A 16,640-nucleotide genomic window follows, 5' to 3' on the forward strand; every position below is an offset into this window, starting at 1 on the left:
GCCCGATGAGCCAGGCGGCGCAGAATCTGAACTGGTTGATCACCAACTTCGTGGACAACACCCCCGGGGTGTCCCACACGGTCGTGGTCTCCGCGGACGGTCTCCTCCTCGCCATGTCCGAGGGCTTCCCTCGTGACAGAGCCGATCAGTTGGCGGCGGTGGCCTCCGGCCTCACCTCGCTGACCTCCGGCGCGTCCCGCATCTTCGAGGGCGGGAGCGTCAACCAGACCGTGGTGGAGATGGAGCGCGGCTTCCTCTTCATCATGTCCGTCTCCGACGGATCCTCGCTGGCCGTGCTCGCACACCCCGAGTGCGACATCGGCCTCGTCGGTTACGAGATGGCCCTGCTGGTCGACCGCGCGGGCACGGTCCTGACGCCCGACCTGCGCGCAGAACTGCAGGGCAGCCTTCTCAACTAACAAACAGGCAGTGCGTTTCCCGCCACCGCGCCTTATGGTTCGGTGGCGCGACCGGCGTCAGACAGGCAAGTTGGAGGAGGAGACGTGGCAACGCCCCCGAGCGGATACCCGTATGGTTCCGGACAGGAGTCCGGGCCTGTGGGCGAGACCCATCACAACCGCTTCAACTTCCCGTCTGCGCCGAGCCAGCGGCCGCAGCGGCCCCAGCCGCAGCAGCCGCAGCGCCCCCAGCAGCAGCCCCGGCCGTACGACTCCCAGCCGTACGAGCCGTCGGTGTACGACCAGCCGCAGGCACCGCGCATCCAGCCGGTGCAGCCGCAGCGGCGGGCTCCCGAGCCCGCCTCCACCGGCACGAACAACCCGCTCGTGCGCCCGTACGCCATGACCGGAGGCCGGACCCGGCCGCGCTACCAGCTCGCCATCGAGGCGCTGGTCAGCACGACCGCCGACCCCTCCAAGATGCAGGGCCAGCTGCCGGAGCACCAGCGCATCTGCCACCTCTGCCGCGAGATCAAGTCCGTTGCCGAGATCTCCGCGCTACTCTCCATCCCCCTCGGCGTCGCCCGGATCCTCGTCGCCGACCTGGCGGAGGCCGGACTCGTCGCCATCCATCAGCCCGGCGGGGACGAGACCGCCGGCGGACAGCCAGATGTGACACTGCTCGAAAGGGTGCTCAGTGGACTTCGCAAGCTCTAGCGGTGCAGCCCGCTCCACCACCTCCGCGAAAATCGTGGTGGCGGGCGGCTTCGGCGTGGGCAAGACCACGTTCGTCGGGGCCGTCTCAGAGATCAACCCGCTGCGCACCGAAGCCGTGATGACCTCCGCCTCGGCGGGCATCGACGACCTCACGCACGCGCCGGACAAGACGACCACCACCGTGGCCATGGACTTCGGCCGGATCACCCTGGACCAGGACCTGATCCTGTACCTCTTCGGTACACCCGGCCAGGACCGCTTCTGGTTCATGTGGGACGACCTCGTCCGCGGCGCCATCGGCGCCGTCGTCCTGGTCGACACCCGCCGCCTCGCCGACTGCTTCCCCGCCGTCGACTACTTCGAGAACAGCGGACTGCCGTTCGTGATCGCCCTCAACGGCTTCGACGGCCACCAGCCGTACACGCCGGACGAGGTGCGCGAGGCGCTCCAGATCGGCCCGGACGCGCCGATCATCACGACCGACGCCCGGCACCGCAGCGAGGCCAAGAGCGCCCTCATCACGCTCGTGGAGCACGCGCTGATGGCCCGCCTGCGCTAGGTCGTGTCCGGGCCCCGTGCCCGCGACGCCGTACGACGAAAGGCCCCCACATCGGTCAGGTGCGGGGGCCTTCGTCGTACCCCGCGTCCACGGGCGCTCAGCGGGGAGCCTGGCGGCCCTGCCGCCGGCCGGGCCGGTGGCTGTCCACCCGCCCGGCGCGGGGCCCGCACGCAGCCGCGTACGGGCCCGTGGCCGGCGTTCCGGCCTCACTTGTGCGCGGGGCACTCCTTCCATGCGAAGTGGTACACGGTGTTGATGCTGCCGTCGGTGGAGTCCATGGCCATGTAGCTGGTGGACTTGGGGTCCGCCGACTTGGCGTCCACCCGCATCTCGGTGTTGATGTTGAAGTAGCGCTCCTCGCCGCAGGGTGCGTAGACGAGCGCGTCGACACCGGTCTCGTCCGACGTCTGCCAGTTGGCGTCGTAGGCGCCGGTGAAGGTGTGGCTCTTACGGGCCGTCTGCTGCTGGCCCTGGAAGTAGTAGCCCGCCTGCTCCAGTCCCCTGGCGCCCTTGGCCAGGGAGGCGTAGCCGCGGTAGTCGGCCCGGGCGATCGCGTACGTGAACCCCTGCGGGACATGCACGTTCAGTGCGATCTGGCAGTTCTTGCGGGAGTCGGTCGGCTTGGTGCCGGCGCCCGCCTGGGCGAGGTATTCGCTGTACGTGACGGTGAAGGCCGTGTTGTCGGGCGCGATGGCCACGGCGGCGCTGCCGGGTCTGCAGCCCGATCCGTTGACCGTGGCGACGGTAATCGTGATCTTTCCGGTCGGCGGTTCGTCGCCGAACCCTGCTGCGGATGTGGGGGATGCCGATCCGGCGAGGAGCAACGATGCCACTGCGGCACCAGCACTGAGCCTGCTGAGCATGGGCTCTTCCTTCCGGTCGTCCTGTGGCCCGCGGCGCGGAACATCAGGAGTGGAATGACGAGCGCATGCCAGCACGGGGACGGGCGCCTTGAACAGCTCTGCTCCCCAGGGTTGGGGCGAACCTACGCCTTGATTCGGACGCGGCATGCCGAACCGGAACACCGGGTCGGAAAAGCGATGTCGCCTCATATCACGGGGATTCAGCGGCTGTTCGGCGGTATATGCCCTGATGGGGGTGGTGTGTGGGGATGGCGCGTGGGGGTGTTCGCGGCGCGTGGCGCCTGCCGTTCCGGGGCCCGTGGGCACACACGGCGAGGGGCCCGCAGCACCTGCCTGCGGGCCCCTCGTTCGTGCGGTGCTGCCTCGGCGTCAGCGCTGCCAGCTGGTCGCGCCGTGGAAGCCGTTCTGGCGCTCCAGGCGGCGCCAGCGGGCGGCGGTGGCGTGCGGACCGGCCGGGGTGGCGGCCGCGGGCCGGTGGGCGGCGCGGGCCAGCAGGACGGCGGTCAGGGCGGCCAGCTCCTCCTCGCTGGCCTGGCCCTTCTCCACGCGGATGGCATCGGTGCGCTGGGCAGTGTTCACGGTCTTCTCTCCGTCGTCGCGGTGGCGTGGTGCCGGATGCGGGTGCGGGCGTGGTTACTGGGGCGGGTTGCCGTGCTTACGGGCCGGCAGGTCCGCGTGCTTGGTGCGCAGCATTTCCAGGGAGCGGATGAGGGTGTGGCGGGTTTCGGCGGGGTCGATGACGTCGTCGACCAGGCCGCGCTCGGCCGCGTAATACGGGTGCATCAGCTCGGACTTGTACTCCTTGACCATGCGCATCCGCATGGCGTCGGAGTCGTCCGCCTCGGCGATCTGCTTGCGGAAGATCACGTTGGCGGCGCCCTCGGCGCCCATCACGGCGATCTCGTTGGTGGGCCAGGCGTAGGTCAGGTCGGCACCGATGGACTGCGAGTCCATGACGATGTACGCGCCGCCGTAGGCCTTGCGCAGGACGAGGGAGATCCGCGGGACGGTGGCGTTGCAGTAGGCGTACAGCAGCTTGGCACCGTGCCGGATGATGCCGCCGTGCTCCTGGTCGACGCCGGGCAGGAAGCCGGGCACGTCGAGGAAGGTGACGATCGGGATGTTGAAGGCGTCGCACATCTGGACGAAGCGGGCGGCCTTCTCGGACGCCTCGATGTCCAGCACACCGGCCAGCGACTGCGGCTGGTTGGCGATGATGCCCACCACCCGGCCGTCGAGCCGGGTCAGCGCGCAGATGATGTTGGTCGCCCAGCGCTCGTGGACCTCCAGGAATTCGCCGTCGTCGACGATCTCCTCGATGACCTTGCGCATGTCGTACGGGCGGTTGCCGTCGGCCGGGACCAGGTCGAGCAGCGCGTCACCGGAGCGGTCGGCGGGGTCCTCGCAGGGCACCGACGGCGGGTTCTCGCGGTTGTTGGCCGGCAGCAGCGAGAGGAGGTAGCGGACCTCCTCCAGGCAGGTGACCTCGTCGTCGTAGGCGAAGTGGCACACGCCGGAGGTCTCGGCGTGCACGTCGGCGCCGCCGAGGCCGTTCTGGGTGATCTCCTCGCCGGTCACCGCGCGGACCACGTCGGGGCCGGTGATGAACATCTGCGAGGTCTCGCGGACCATGAAGACGAAGTCGGTCAGCGCGGGGCTGTAGGCCGCGCCGCCCGCGCACGGGCCGAGCATGACCGAGATCTGCGGGATGACACCCGAGGCCTTGGTGTTGCGCTGGAAGATGCCGCCGTAGCCGGCGAGCGCGGAGACGCCCTCCTGGATACGGGCGCCGGCGCCGTCGTTCAGCGAGACCAGGGGCGCACCGGCCTGGATGGCCATGTCCATGATCTTGTGGATCTTGGTGGCGTGGGCCTCGCCCAGCGCGCCGCCGAAGATCCGGAAGTCGTGCGCGTAGGTGAAGACGGTGCGGCCGTGCACGGTGCCCCAGCCGGTGATCACGCCGTCGGTGTACGGCTTCTTCGCCTCCAGGCCGAAGCCCGTCGCGCGGTGCCGCCGCAGCGGCTCGACCTCGTTGAACGAACCCTCGTCCAGCAGCAGCTCGATCCGCTCGCGCGCCGTCAGCTTGCCCTTCGCACGCTGCGCTTCGGTCGCCCGCTCGCTGGGTCCTCGCCTGACCTGCTCGCGGATGGCATGCAGCTCGGCGACGCGCCCGCGGGCGTCGTTGGCGCCGGCGGGCAGATCTTCGACAGTGGTCATGTATCGACGGTACGTGTGCGGGGCGTCCCGCACCGATGTCGGTTTCGTACAACGTCGCATGCGATTTGGTGGGCAGGCAGTACAGAACCGTGCTGTACGTGCCCCGCGTCCCGGCGCCCGTTCGGGTGGCGGAGCCGCGCCGGGTCTGTATGGGGCCGACAAATGTAGGGGTCTCCCCAAACTGCGGTCAGGAAGCGACCGCGCCGCCCGTCCGGGCCGGTCAGCGCAGCCGGACCGTGCAGGTGTGGGTGGCGCAGGCGGTGCCGGGGGTCAGCCGCAGCCGGAGGGTGGGTCCGGCGGCCAGCACCTCGATCGCCGGGTCGTGGCCGAGCACCGCGCGCACCGGCCGTGACCAGGTGATCTCCAGCGTCTCCCCGGAGCGCTCCGGCGCGGCCACGCACAGCCGCGCGGTCCGGCCGCCGCCCCCCGGCCGCCGCCCGGGCCGCCGCTCACGGACCAGCACACTCGCCGGGCCGCTGCTGGTGAGCGGCCCGGCGCTGCCCGCGCGCCAGAAGTTCGCGGCCGTGACGCCGAGCCGCTCCACGGCGATCGCCTGCCGGCCGGCGTCATTGGCGAGCACCGTCAGCCAGCGCCGGTCGGCGGCACGGGCGGCGAGGGTACGGCGGGTGGCGCCCGGCATGAGGAGGTAGGCGTAGCCGGCGTCGGTGGGGTCGGTGCCGTGGTCGTGCCAGAGGGTGAGGTAACGGCGGGTGAACGGGCGGGGGGAGGAGGTGGTGTTGATGTCGTGCCAGGAGCCGGTGCGGGACTCGCGCAGCGTCGTCAGGGGGGCGCCGCCGGGGAAGACGTAGCCGCCGTGTCCGGCGAGGTGGGCCCAGTGGGCGCAGCGGAAGGAGCGGGCCGCGCCGAGCGTGCCGGATTGGCGTACCCCGTCGACGGTGAGCGCAGCGGTGCCCCACTCCCCCAGGCAGCGGTTGTCGACGACGGTCTCGGCCGGTACCCCGTCGCGGGCGGTGATGCCGGCGCCCAGGCAGACGACGCAGTCCGCGAGCGCGAACCAGGACTTCTTGGCGGTGAGGGTGGAGGCCAGGCCGCGCAGGTCCTGTCCGAGCGCGGCGAACTCCCCGTCGGTGGTGCCGCCGACCCAGCGCGCCGCGGGCTTGGGCTCGCCCCAGCCGCCGCCTTCGTTGTCGGCCAGCCGCTTGGTGGACACGGTCGTGCCGGGGAGCCGGTAGGGGTCGACGGTGGGCCAGAAGGCGTCCGTGTACTGGTCGCCGCCGAACTCCGCGCCCCACCAATAGAGCATGCCGGCGCCGGTGTGCCAGCCGCGCGGGTTCTCGCCGTTGCCGTTCTCGTAGTACGTGATGCGGTCGGAGGCCATGGCCAGGCCGGCGGCCCAGCCGGGGCGGCGGTGGACGGCACGGTCCATGGCGGGGAAGAGCCGGTGGCCGACGGGTTCGGGCGCTGCCGGCACCGAGCTGTCGGCGATCCGGTGGAGGCGGGCGAGGTCGGCGACCGTGTACTGCCGGTCGGTGAGAACGGGCAGCACGCGGTCCCGGGCGGTCCAGCCCTTGATCATGGCGTGCCAGCGGGCCCGCTCCGCGCCGCTCGCGCCCTCGGCGAGCAGCGCGACGGCGGCGATCAGCGCATGCCCGTGATAGTGGTCGCTGCGCATGATCTGCCGTTCGTCGCTGCGGAGGTAGCCGCGGCTGACGGCCCGCCCGTTGACGCTGTCCATCATCAGTCCGTTGTGGAGCAGCGGGGCGTAGGCATGCTCGACGCTGTCGAAGACGATCTGCCGTGCCGGGTCGGTGAGCTGCCAGGACGAGCCGCCGAGCAGGGTGAACAGCCGCCCCAGGCCGTCCAGCAGGACATAGCCGTAGGTGCCGGAGTAGGCGACCCAGGTGTGCTGGACGAAGGAGCCGTCGGCGTAGAGGCCGTCGCCCCGGGTGACGTAGGGGAAGACCGGGGAGAGAGCGTCGCGGGCCAGCGCGATCTTGGCGGGGGCGCGGCCGAGGATGCCGCGCAGGGCGACCACCCGGCACAGGTCGACGCGGTTGGCGCCGGTGCTGGTGCCGGAGTAGTCGCCGAGCAGGGCGTCGGGGACGAAATGGTCGACGGCGGCGAGGCAGCGCTCGCGCAGGGCACCGGGCAGGCCGTCGGGCAGGTGCTCGTCGAGGAGCGCGAGGGTGTCGAGGAGGAGCCTGGGGCTGCCGATCTGCCATTCCCACCAGTTGCCGTAGCGGGTGGTGCCGGTGTGGTAGACGGTGGCTTCGAGGTGGCCGAGGCCGGTGAGGACGTCCTCGGCGAGGCCGCGGTCGCCGGTGTGGCCGGTGCCGGGCTGGGCGTAGGCCTGGGCCATGGTGGCGAGCCGGCCGTAGCTCTGGGTGATGCCGGACGGCGGGTCGTAGCGGCAGTCCGGCCAGAGCGAGTCCGCGGCCGGGCGCATGCCCGCCCGGAAGGTGCCGGCGAGCGCGCCGGTCTCCTGGAGGGCGGCGGCGTACGGCGGGGCGGCGGGGTCGAAGCCGGTGCCGAGGGTGAGCGCGCACCAGCGGCCACGGAGGGCGTCGAACTCGTCACCGGCCGCCGCGGCGGGCGCGGCCGGCCCGGGGGCGGCGTACGAGGGACGGGTGGCGAGGCCGAGCACGCTCGCGGCTGTGGCGGCGAGGAATCCCCGGCGGGACCGGACGGACGGCGACCAGACGGACGTGGCGGAGGCAGGCGGCACGGTCGGTCCTCTCCATGGCGTCAACCGGTGTGTGGCGCTGCGCACTTGGGAGTTTCCGATGGTCTAGCACGGGCCGTCGCAGCGCGGCAATGACCGGGCCGGAACGCCGCGGGCCACCCGCCCGGCGGAGCCCGACCCGAACAGAGAGGTTGAATGTTGAACCATATGGAGTTACGGTGGCGCCTCGTTGAAGGTTAAACAATCTCGGCCCCGGGCCGGGACCACCGTCTTTGAGGAGGAGCCATGGCTCTGTTCAACCGCAAGCGCACCGCCGAAACCGCCGACAACACCGCCACCACAGCCCCCGCCGCCACCGCTGCCGTCCTCGAAGCGGACCCCGGCCTCGCCGCGCTGACCGGCGACTACACCATCGACCCGGCGCACAGCAGCATCGGCTTCACCGTCCGGCACGCCATGGTCACCAACGTCCGCGGCACGTTCGGCGCGTACGAGGGCGCCCTGCGGCTCGACGGCAGCGACCCGTCCCGCTCCACCGCCTCCCTCGACGTCGAGATCGCCAGCATCGACACCGGGATCGCGGACCGCGACGGCCATCTGCGCAGCGCCGACTTCTTCGACGCCGAGTCCTTCCCGCGGATGACCTTCCGCAGCACCGCCGCCGAGCGGGTGTCCGGCGACCGCTACCGCATCACCGGCGACCTCACCCTCCGCGACGTCACCAAGCCGCTCACCATCGACCTGGAGTTCCACGGCTCGGCCACCGACGTCTACGGCGCCGAGCGGGTCGGCTTCGAGGGCAGCGCCGAGATCCTGCGCTCCGACTGGGGCCTGACCTGGAACGCCGCGCTGGAGACCGGCGGCGTGATGGTCAGTGACAAGGTCAAGCTCGTCTTCGACATCTCCGCCGTCAAGGCCGCGCCGCAGGCCTGACTCCGCAGCCACAGACCGCGGCCCCGCACGACCCCTCTCCCCCGAGGGTCGTGCGGGGCCGCGGTCCTGCCGCTGCCGCGGTGCTCACTCCTGCGGCTCGACCCCGGCCCGCAGCAGCCCGTAGGCGTAGGCGTCGTCCAGCGCCTGCCAAGACGCGGCGATGACGTTCTCCGCGACGCCGACCGTGGACCACTCGCCCTTGCCGTCGCTGGTGGAGACCAGGACGCGGGTGATCGAGCCGGTGCCCAGGTCGCCCTCCAGGATGCGGACCTTGTAGTCGACCAGCTCCATGTGGGCCAGCTGCGGATAGATCCGCTCCAGGCCCACCCGCAGCGCCCGGTCCAGGGCGTTGACCGGGCCGTTGCCCTCGGCGGTGGCGACGATCCGCTCGCCCTTGGCCCACAGCTTCACGGTCGCCTCGTTGGCGTGCGTGCCGTCCGGGCGGTCCTCGACGATCGCCCGCCAGGACTCGACGCTGAAGTAGCGCACCGGCGTGCCCCGGACCTCTTCGCGCAGCAGCAGTTCGAAGGACGCATCGGCGGCCTCGTACGTGTAGCCCGCCAGCTCACGCTCCTTGACCCGCGCGACGAGGCGGCCGACGAGTGCGCGGTCGCCGCTCAGGTCGAAGCCCAGCTCCTTGCCCTTGAGCTCGATGGAGGCGCGGCCGGCCATGTCGGAGACCAGCATCCGCATGGAGTTGCCGACCAGCGCCGGATCGATGTGCTGGTAGAGGTCCGGGTCGACCTTGATGGCGGAGGCGTGCAGCCCGGCCTTGTGGGCGAAGGCGGAGACGCCGACGTAGGGCTGGTGGGTGGACGGGGTGAGGTTGACGACCTCGGCGATGGCGTGCGAGATCCGGGTGGTCTCGGCGAGCTTGCCCTCGGGCAGTACCTGACGCCCGTACTTGAGCTCCAGGGCGGCGGCGACCGGGAAGAGGTTGGAGTTGCCGACCCGCTCGCCGTAGCCGTTGGCGGTGCACTGGACGTGGGTGGCGCCCGCGTCCACCGCGGCCAGGGTGTTGGCGACCGCGCAGCCGGTGTCGTCCTGGGCGTGGATGCCCAGCCGCGCGCCGGTGTCCGCGAGGACGGTCCGGACGACCGCGGTGACCTGCGCCGGGAGCATCCCGCCGTTGGTGTCGCAGAGCACCACGACATCGGCGCCGGCCTCGCTCGCGGTGCGTACGACCTGCTTGGCGTAGACCGCGTCCAGCGCATAGCCGTCGAAGAAGTGCTCACAGTCGAGGAAGACCCGGCGGCCCTGGGCGCGCAGATAGGCGACGGTGTCCCGGACCATCGCGAGGTTCTCCTCGGGTGTGGTCCGCAGCGCCAGCTCCACGTGCCCGACATGGGACTTGGCGACCAGGGTGATCACCGGAGCCTGGGACTCCAGCAGCGCCGCGACCTGCGGGTCGTCCTCGACGCGCACCCCGGCCTTGCGGGTGGCGCCGAACGCGACCAGCTGGGCGTGCCGGAAGTCGATCTCCTCGCGGGCGCGCTGGAAGAACTCGGTGTCCCGGGGGTTGGCACCGGGCCAGCCGCCCTCGATGAAGCCCACGCCGAAGTCGTCGAGGTGACGGGCGATGGTCAGCTTGTCGGCGACGGTGAGGTTGATGCCCTCGCGCTGCGCACCGTCGCGGAGCGTGGTGTCGAAGACGTGGAAGTCGTCGGACACCGCGCCGGCGGGACGGGGGGCAGGGGAGGGTTCGGGTGCGTCCGTCATGCTGGTCTGGCTCCTGTCGGATCTCGGTCTACCGGAAAAACCGGTTCCACCGCCCCTCCATGCTCCCTCGCGCTCCGCCTCCGGTGACGGGTGGGCCGGAAACGAAAAAACCCCTCGCGGGTGCGAGAGGTCTGCGCGCGGGTCTGGGACGACGGTGGCCACGCCGTACTCGGTTCGTACGGGGCGGTCACTGCGGACCGGCGCGCCTGCTGCCAATAATCATGGCGAACGAGAGCACGGTCCGCAGTCTGCCACAACCCCGGGTGACACCGAGGGGTGTCTCACGATGCGGGCGGGCCGTCCATGTGGGCGGACACGCCCTGGCCGGCCGGCCCTCCCCCGCAATGGGGAAGGGCCCGCCGTCAGCGCTGCGCGCTCAGTCGCCGACGGGCTGTCGCCCCGCCACGGGTGCGGCGCCCGCGCGCTCCGCACCGGCGCCCGCCTTGCCGACCTGGTGCAGATCGATGGTGCGGGTCTCGCGCATCGTGACGTAGACGATCAGCGAGACGGCCGCGCAGCCGGCGACGTACCAGTAGTAGCCGGACTCGATGCCGCCCTTCTTGAACCACAGGGCGACATACTCCGCGGTGCCGCCGAACAGCGCGTTGGCGATGGCGTACGGCAGGGCCACGCCCAGTGCGCGGATGCCGGTCGGGAACAGCTCGGCCTTCACACAGGCGTTGATCGAGGTGTAGCCGGTGATCACGACCAGCGCGAGCATCGAGAGGCCCAGGGCCGGCCAGAAGCTGCCGGCGTGCTTCAGCAGCGTCATGATCGGCACGGTCAGGAAGGTCGAGCCGACCGCGAAGGTGATCAGCAGCGGCCGGCGGCCGATCCGGTCGGAGAGCTTTCCGGCCAGCGGCTGGAGGCACATGAAGAGGAACAGCGCGCAGAAGCTGACCAGCGAGGCGGTCGGCTTGTCCATGCCGGCGCTGCCGGAGAGGTACTTGGTGAGGTACGTCGTGTACGTGTAGTACGCGACCGTGCCGCCCATGGTGAGCGCGATGACCAGGAACGCCTCGCGCTTGTGGGCCAGCAGCGCCTTGAGGGTGCCGCGCGCGGGGTCGCCGTGGGCGCCCTCGTCCTCGGCGTACACCTCGGTCTCCAGCATGTTGCGCCGCAGATAGAAGACGATGGCGGCGCCCAGCGCCCCGATGATGAACGGGATCCGCCAGGCCCAGCTGTGCAGCGCGCCCTCGGACAGGGTCCGCTGGAGCACGATCTGCAGCCCGAGGCCGAGGAGTTGTCCCGCGGTCATCGACACGTACTGGAAGCTGGAGGCGAAGCCGCGCCGCCCGGGGGCGGACGCCTCGGTGAGGTAGGTGGCGCTGGCCGCGTACTCGCCGCCGACCGAGAGCCCTTGCAGCATCCGGGCGAGGAGCAGCACGGCCACCCCGCCGTAACCGGCGACGCCGTACGTGGGCGCGACGGCGATCAGGATCGCCGAGGCGGACATCAGTGTGACGGTCAGCGTGAGCGCGGCCTTGCGGCCCTTGCGGTCGCCGACCCGGCCGAGCACCCAGCCGCCCACCGGTCGCATGAAGAAGCCGACGGCGAAGATCCCCATCGTGTTCATGAGGTTCGCGGTGTCATTCCCCTTCGGGAAGAACGAATCGGCGAAGTAGACCGCGAAGCTGGCGTAGACGAACCAGTCGAACCACTCGACCATGTTGCCGGCCGAGCCGACCCAGATCTTCTTCCATTGCTCTCGTCCCATAGCCGGTTACGGTCGCGGACCCGTGGGCCGTCGGCAAGGGCCACGTCGGCAACGATCGCGCGTACTTACGTGCGTTGTGGTCATGGCGGAGCCGTCCGGGGACCCTGGCCGCAGCGGCGCGCCGCAGCGGTACGACATAGGGTCGCCGTCGAGGCTGCCCACGGCGCGCCACCGCCTGGGGCGCCGCGTGAGGCCCGGGTCGTGCGAGAGAGTCGTGCGAGAGACGAGAAAGAAGCGAGATGTCCGAACCGCAACCGCAAGCAGGGCAACGGCCGATTCCCACCAGCGCCGAGGAGGCGCTGGAGATCGGCCGGGGTCACTTCCCCCAGATCTGGCCGGACGGGGAAGAGCCGACGCTGCACGTCCACGAATTCGACCTCGGCTATCTGGTGTACCCGGTGTTCCCGCCCAGGGACCCCACCGCCTATCCGCGTGATCCGGGCGGCTCGCACATCGTGATCTCCAAGACGGACGGTGCGGTCAGCGCGTTGCCGAACTACCCGCCGGAGCAGGCCGTCGAGATGTACCGACGCCACTTCCTGCCGGGGGCGTAGGGAGCTGGACGGGCCGGGGTCCCGTCACGGGGCGGGGTCCCGGCGCGGCACGCAGCGTGCGGTGCCGCGGGCGTCCCGCAACGCCCGGCCCCCGGCGGTCAGTCCTGCGGGACGGACAGCGACTCGTCGAAGAAGTCCCTTATATGGTCCAGCACTTGCTCCCGGTCCGTGCCCGGGAGGCCGACGACGAGGTGGGTGCCGAAGCCGTCGAGGAGGGCGCGGGTGCGGGTGGCGAAGCGTTCGGCGTCGACGGGCCGGAACTCGCCCTTCGAGACGCCCTCGACGAGCAGTGCCACCAGATCGCGGTGCCAGGCGAGCTCCAGGTCGAGCTGGCGCTCCCGGGTCTCGTCGTCGGCGTTCTGGGAGCGGTTCCACACCTCCAGCCACAGGGTCCAGCGCGGGTCGCGGTGGCCTTCGGGGAGGTAGAGGCCGACCAGGGCGTCGAGGCGTTCGCGGGCCGGGACCCGGCGGGAGAGGGCGGCCCGGCGCTCGGTGCCGAGCTGCTCCTCGCTCCACTGGAGGGTCTGGACCAGCAGCTCGTCCTTAGTGCCGAAGTAGTAGAGGATGTGGCCGCTGCTCATCCCGACCTCGCGGCCCAGTCCGGCCATGGTCAGCCGGTCCAGGCCCTCCGCGGCGATGGTCGCCATCGCCGCGGCCAGGACCTGCTCGCGGGGCTGGTGGAGCCGGCGCCGGGGACGGCGCGCGGGACCGGGCACGGGGACCTCCGGGGTCGGCTGGGCGGGCCTGGGCTCAGGCCATCGGCTGCTGCTGGGTGATGCAGTGGATACCGCCACCCGCTGCAAAGATCGTACGGGCGTCCACGAGGGTCACCGTCCGGCCGGGGAAGAGCCGGCGGAAGAGCGCGGCCGCCTCCTCGTCGCGCGGGTCGTCGAAGCCGCACAGCACCACCCCATCGTTGCAGAGGTAGTGGTTGATGTAGGAGTAGTCGACCGGCTCGCCGTCCACCTCGATGACGGTCGGCGCGGGCACCTCCACGACCTCCAGCCGGCGCCCCCGGGCGTCGGTGGCGGCCCCCAGCAGCTTGACGGTCTCCGCGCAGATTGCGTGATCGGGGTGCTCGGGATCCGGCTGGGTGTGGACGAGGACGGTGCCGGGGCGGGCGAAGGACGCGACGATGTCGACATGGCCGCGGGTGCCGAACTGCCCGTAGTCGGCGGCCAGTCCGCGCGGCAGCCAGATCGCCTTGGTGGTGCCCAGATGGGCGTGGATCTCGGCCTCGACCTCCTCCTGCGTCCGGCCCGGGTTGCGGCCCGGGTCGAGCTGGACGGTCTCGGTGAGCAGGACGGTGCCCTCGCCGTCGATGTGGAGGCCGCCGCCCTCGTTGACCAGCGAGGAGGCGTAGCGACGGGCGCCGGCCAGCGCGGCGACCTCCGCGCCGATCTTCTCGTCGCGGTCCCAGCGGGCCCATTCCTGGCCGCCCCAGCCGTTGAACACCCAGTCGGCGGCGGCGAGTCGGCCCTGTCCGTCGGTGAGGAAGGTGGGGCCGATGTCGCGCATCCAGGCGTCGTCGAGCGGGCGTTCGACGAGGTCGATGTCCGCGCCGAGGAGCGCCCGGGCCCCCTCGGACCGGCCGGGGCCGGCGACGACGGTGACGGGCTCGAAGCGGCGCACGGCGCGGGCGACGGCGGCCCAGGCCCGGCGGGCGGCGGCCAGGGCCTCCCCGCCCTCCTCGCCGAAGGTGAGGTTGGGGCCGGGCCAGGCCATCCAGGTGCGCTCGTGGCGGGCCCACTCGGGGGGCATCCGGAAACCGTCGGCGGCAGGCGTGTTCATGCGGGGTCCTCAGGGTCTGTAACGGTGTGACAGGCGGGCTGGTTCACAGGAAGTAGAGGCGGGAGAGCGAGACGGTATCGGCCGGCTCCGAGCGCATCGGAGCGCCGTCGAGGGTGACCAGGCCGCTGCGCCCGTCGACCTGCACCTGACCGAGCCGGGAGTTGTGGACGAGGTCGCCGGGGCCGATCCCGCGGGTGCCGCGAACGGCGACCCGGCGGCGGCGGGTGGGCATCCCGTCACCACCCTGTTCGGCCGCGGCACGCGCGACGAAGGCGACGGATATCTCGGCGGGGGTCGCGCCGTACGCCCCGAACTGCGGCCCGAGCACCAGGGGTTCACAGGTGTCGGTGGCGGCGTTGGGGTCGCCGGTGACGCCGTAGGCGGGGAAGCCGGACTTCAGCACCAGCTGCGGCTTGGCGCCGAAGAACTGCGGCTTCCACAGCACGATGTCCGCCATCTTGCCGACCTCGATGGACCCGATCTCGTGCGAAAGGCCGTGGGCGATGGCGGGGTTGAGGGTGAGCTTGGCGACGTAGCGCAGCACGCGGGCGTTGTCGTCATGAGCCCCGTCGCCCTCCATGGGCCCGAGCTCGGCCTTCATCTTGCCGGCCATCGCGAACGTACGGCGTACGGTCTCGCCCGCGCGGCCCATGCCCTGGGCGTCGGAGGAGGTGATGCCGATCGCCCCGAGGTCGTGCAGCACGTCCTCGGCGCCCATCGTGCCGGCCCGGATCCGGTCGCGGGCCATCGCGGCGTCGCCCGGCAGATCGGTCTTCAGGTCGTGGACCGAGACGATCATGCCGTAGTGCTCGGCGACCGCGTCCCGTCCGAAGGGCAGGGTGGGGTTGGTGGAGGAGCCGATGACGTTCGGGACGCCGGCCATCTTCAGGACGTTGGGGACGTGGCCGCCGCCGCAGCCCTCGATGTGGAAGGCGTGGATGGTGCGGCCGTCCAGGACGCGCAGGGTGTCCTCGACGGTGAGGCATTCGTTCAGGCCGTCGCTGTGCAGGGCGACCTGGACGTCGTGGTCCTCGGCGACCCGCAGCGCGGTGTCCAGGGCCCGGGCGTGCGCCCCCATGTCCTCGTGCACCTTGAAGCCGCAGGCGCCGCCCTCGGCGAGCGCCTCGACCAGCGGGGCCTCCCCCGAGGACGAGCCGCGCCCGAGGAAGCCGATGTTGACCGGCCAGGCGTCGAAGGCGCCGAAGGCATGGCCCAGCGCCCAGGGGGAGTTGACGCCGACGCCCCACACCGGACCGAATTCCTGGCCGATGATCGTGGTCACGCCGGAGGCCAGCGAGGCCTCCATGACGCGCGGCGAGAGCAGATGGACATGGGTGTCGACGGCACCCGCGGTGGCGATCATGCCCTCGCCGGAGACGATCGAGGTGCCGGTGCCGACGACGACATCGACCCCGTCGAGGGTGTCGGGGTTGCCGGCCCGCCCTATCGCGTGGATGCGGCCCTCCCGGATGCCGACGGACACCTTGCGGATGCCCTGCACCGCGTCGATGACCAGCACGTTGCTGATCACCACATCGCAGGTCTCGCGCACCGCGGCGGCCTTGAGGTGCAGGCCGTCGCGGGCGGTCTTGCCGAAGCCGGCCAGGAACTCGTCGCCGGGCTTCTGGGCGTCGGACTCGACCCGGACGACCAGGCCCGAGTCGCCGAGGACGACCCGGTCGCCGGCCCGCGGGCCGTGCACCGACGCGTACTCGTGGGGATCGATGGTCATGCCTGCTCCTCCGCTCCCAGGTAGCCGCAGGCGGCGGCCCGCCGCAGCGCTTCGGACTTCGCGCCCGGTGCGTCCAGCGGGCCGTCGACGAGACCGGCGAAGCCGATCGCGATCCGGTCGCCGCCGATCGGGACCAGACCGACCTCCGAGCCGCCGCCGGGGTCGAACCGCACCGACGAGCCGGCCGGGACGCACAGCCGCATGCCGTACGCGGCCGCGCGGTCGAAGTCCAGCCGGGGGTTGGCCTCGAAGAAGTGGAAGTGCGAGGTGACGCTGATCGGCACCGTCGCGGTGTTGCGCACGGGCAGCACGACCGCGGGCGCGGGCTCCGGGTCGGCCGGGCCGGGCAGCACCGCGCCGGGTGCGGGCCTCTCGTCGCCGCGGCCGGATGTCGGGCCGGCCCCGATCGGGTCGCTGACCACCGCCAGCCGGGAGCCGTCGTCGAAAACGGCCTCCACATGCACCTCGGTGACGACCTCGGCCACGCCCGGCAGCACATCGTCCGGGCCGAGCACGCTGCGTGCCGCCTCGATGGCTTGAGCGAGGCGGCGCCCGTCCCGCGCCGCCTCGCAGACTGTGTCCGCGATCAACGCGGTCGCCTCGGGCACATTCAGCTTCAGTCCGCGGGCCCGGCGGGCCCGTGCCAGTCCGGCCGCGCTGAACAGCAGCAGCCGGTCGCGTTCCGTCGGGGTCAACCGCATCCCGTCACACCTCCCGCTCGATTAGAGCGACACTCTAACCAGAAAAATCGGCAAGGCGAAAGCATTGACCGATGGTAAAGGGATGGGCGACATTG

At 71.6% G+C, this 16,640-nt stretch carries 15 protein-coding genes; 5 read left to right on the plus strand and 10 right to left on the minus strand.

What is annotated here, in order from left to right:
* Window positions 1–5 precede the first annotated feature (5 nt).
* The 3 genes from CPH93_RS09485 (at window position 6) to CPH93_RS09495 (ending at window position 1,674) form a co-directional block, all read left to right on the plus strand.
* On the plus strand, window positions 6–419 hold the full coding sequence (locus CPH93_RS09485) for a roadblock/LC7 domain-containing protein (protein WP_018087204.1): 414 nt from the start codon (window positions 6–8) through the stop codon (window positions 417–419).
* An 84-nt stretch (window positions 420–503) separates the two neighbouring features.
* Window positions 504–1,115, plus strand: a complete 612-nt coding sequence (locus CPH93_RS09490) for a DUF742 domain-containing protein (RefSeq protein WP_096212526.1) — start codon at window positions 504–506, stop codon at window positions 1,113–1,115.
* Window positions 1,096–1,674 carry a GTP-binding protein gene (locus tag CPH93_RS09495; RefSeq protein ID WP_073447656.1) on the plus strand — a complete coding sequence of 193 codons (579 nt, stop codon included), beginning with the start codon at window positions 1,096–1,098 and terminating at the stop codon, window positions 1,672–1,674. Before CPH93_RS09490 ends, CPH93_RS09495 begins: the two co-directional genes overlap by 20 nt.
* 206 nt (window positions 1,675–1,880) lie before the next feature.
* On the opposite strand, the gene CPH93_RS09500 is transcribed toward CPH93_RS09495, so the two are convergent.
* From CPH93_RS09500 to CPH93_RS09515, 4 genes are all read right to left on the minus strand, one after another.
* Window positions 1,881–2,537, minus strand: a complete 657-nt coding sequence (locus CPH93_RS09500) for a DUF4360 domain-containing protein (RefSeq protein WP_093485344.1) — start codon at window positions 2,535–2,537, stop codon at window positions 1,881–1,883.
* A 369-nt stretch (window positions 2,538–2,906) separates the two neighbouring features.
* The gene (locus CPH93_RS09505) at window positions 2,907–3,116 is read right to left on the minus strand and encodes an acyl-CoA carboxylase epsilon subunit (protein ID WP_093485343.1); all 210 of its coding nucleotides are present in this window, start codon (window positions 3,114–3,116) and stop codon (window positions 2,907–2,909) included.
* A 54-nt stretch (window positions 3,117–3,170) separates the two neighbouring features.
* Window positions 3,171–4,754, minus strand: a complete 1,584-nt coding sequence (locus CPH93_RS09510) for an acyl-CoA carboxylase subunit beta (RefSeq protein ID WP_006602901.1) — start codon at window positions 4,752–4,754, stop codon at window positions 3,171–3,173.
* Window positions 4,755–4,974: 220 nt separating this feature from the next.
* Window positions 4,975–7,440, minus strand: coding sequence for a polysaccharide lyase 8 family protein (locus tag CPH93_RS09515; protein ID WP_173909756.1), 2,466 nt, complete (start codon window positions 7,438–7,440; stop codon window positions 4,975–4,977).
* A gap of 243 nt (window positions 7,441–7,683) precedes the next feature.
* Here CPH93_RS09515 and CPH93_RS09520 point away from each other — a divergent pair, with 243 nt between their 5' ends.
* A complete protein-coding gene (locus CPH93_RS09520; protein ID WP_093485342.1) occupies window positions 7,684–8,331 on the plus strand; it encodes a YceI family protein in 648 nt (215 codons plus the stop codon).
* A gap of 84 nt (window positions 8,332–8,415) precedes the next feature.
* On the opposite strand, the gene cimA is transcribed toward CPH93_RS09520, so the two are convergent.
* Together cimA and CPH93_RS09530 are read right to left on the minus strand one after the other, a co-directional pair.
* Entirely contained in the window at window positions 8,416–10,050 is a 1,635-nt protein-coding gene (cimA, locus tag CPH93_RS09525) for a citramalate synthase (RefSeq protein WP_096212527.1), read from the minus strand.
* A 376-nt stretch (window positions 10,051–10,426) separates the two neighbouring features.
* Window positions 10,427–11,767 (minus strand): MFS transporter, encoded by a 1,341-nt coding sequence (locus CPH93_RS09530; protein ID WP_093485340.1) that lies wholly within the window; start codon window positions 11,765–11,767, stop codon window positions 10,427–10,429.
* A gap of 239 nt (window positions 11,768–12,006) precedes the next feature.
* Between CPH93_RS09530 and CPH93_RS09535 the strand changes: the two genes are divergently transcribed.
* Window positions 12,007–12,321 carry a hypothetical protein gene (locus CPH93_RS09535; RefSeq protein WP_231977252.1) on the plus strand — a complete coding sequence of 105 codons (315 nt, stop codon included), beginning with the start codon at window positions 12,007–12,009 and terminating at the stop codon, window positions 12,319–12,321.
* 98 nt (window positions 12,322–12,419) lie between these two features.
* Here the strand turns inward: CPH93_RS09535 and CPH93_RS09540 are convergent, their stop codons facing one another.
* From CPH93_RS09540 to ureA, 4 genes are read right to left on the minus strand one after another with little or no spacing between them, the layout of a single operon-like run.
* The gene (locus tag CPH93_RS09540) at window positions 12,420–13,037 is read right to left on the minus strand and encodes a TetR/AcrR family transcriptional regulator (RefSeq protein WP_093485339.1); all 618 of its coding nucleotides are present in this window, start codon (window positions 13,035–13,037) and stop codon (window positions 12,420–12,422) included.
* 34 nt (window positions 13,038–13,071) lie between these two features.
* Entirely contained in the window at window positions 13,072–14,112 is a 1,041-nt protein-coding gene (locus tag CPH93_RS09545; RefSeq protein ID WP_096212528.1) for an agmatine deiminase family protein, read from the minus strand.
* Window positions 14,113–14,155: 43 nt separating this feature from the next.
* Entirely contained in the window at window positions 14,156–15,844 is a 1,689-nt protein-coding gene (locus CPH93_RS09550; RefSeq protein WP_096212529.1) for an urease subunit alpha, read from the minus strand.
* The gene (gene ureA, locus CPH93_RS09555; RefSeq protein ID WP_093485336.1) at window positions 15,841–16,545 is read right to left on the minus strand and encodes an urease subunit gamma; all 705 of its coding nucleotides are present in this window, start codon (window positions 16,543–16,545) and stop codon (window positions 15,841–15,843) included. The genes CPH93_RS09550 and ureA overlap by 4 nt, the downstream gene beginning before the upstream one ends.
* Window positions 16,546–16,640 lie beyond the last annotated feature (95 nt).

It is taken from the genome of Streptomyces sp. 2323.1 (assembly GCF_900221035.1).
In the GTDB taxonomy this organism is placed as follows: domain Bacteria; phylum Actinomycetota; class Actinomycetes; order Streptomycetales; family Streptomycetaceae; genus Streptomyces; species Streptomyces sioyaensis.

Coding starts and splice junctions, on each gene's coding strand:
- CPH93_RS09550 (WP_096212529.1), bottom strand. CDS start 15,844: ATGACCATCGATCCCCACGAGTACGCGTCGGTGCACGGCCCGCGGGCC.
- cimA (WP_096212527.1), bottom strand. CDS start 10,050: ATGACGGACGCACCCGAACCCTCCCCTGCCCCCCGTCCCGCCGGCGCG.
- CPH93_RS09485 (WP_018087204.1), top strand. CDS start 6: ATGAGCCAGGCGGCGCAGAATCTGAACTGGTTGATCACCAACTTCGTG.
- CPH93_RS09510 (WP_006602901.1), bottom strand. CDS start 4,754: ATGACCACTGTCGAAGATCTGCCCGCCGGCGCCAACGACGCCCGCGGG.
- CPH93_RS09520 (WP_093485342.1), top strand. CDS start 7,684: ATGGCTCTGTTCAACCGCAAGCGCACCGCCGAAACCGCCGACAACACC.
- CPH93_RS09500 (WP_093485344.1), bottom strand. CDS start 2,537: ATGCTCAGCAGGCTCAGTGCTGGTGCCGCAGTGGCATCGTTGCTCCTC.
- CPH93_RS09530 (WP_093485340.1), bottom strand. CDS start 11,767: ATGGGACGAGAGCAATGGAAGAAGATCTGGGTCGGCTCGGCCGGCAAC.
- CPH93_RS09545 (WP_096212528.1), bottom strand. CDS start 14,112: ATGAACACGCCTGCCGCCGACGGTTTCCGGATGCCCCCCGAGTGGGCC.
- CPH93_RS09535 (WP_231977252.1), top strand. CDS start 12,007: ATGTCCGAACCGCAACCGCAAGCAGGGCAACGGCCGATTCCCACCAGC.
- ureA (WP_093485336.1), bottom strand. CDS start 16,545: ATGCGGTTGACCCCGACGGAACGCGACCGGCTGCTGCTGTTCAGCGCG.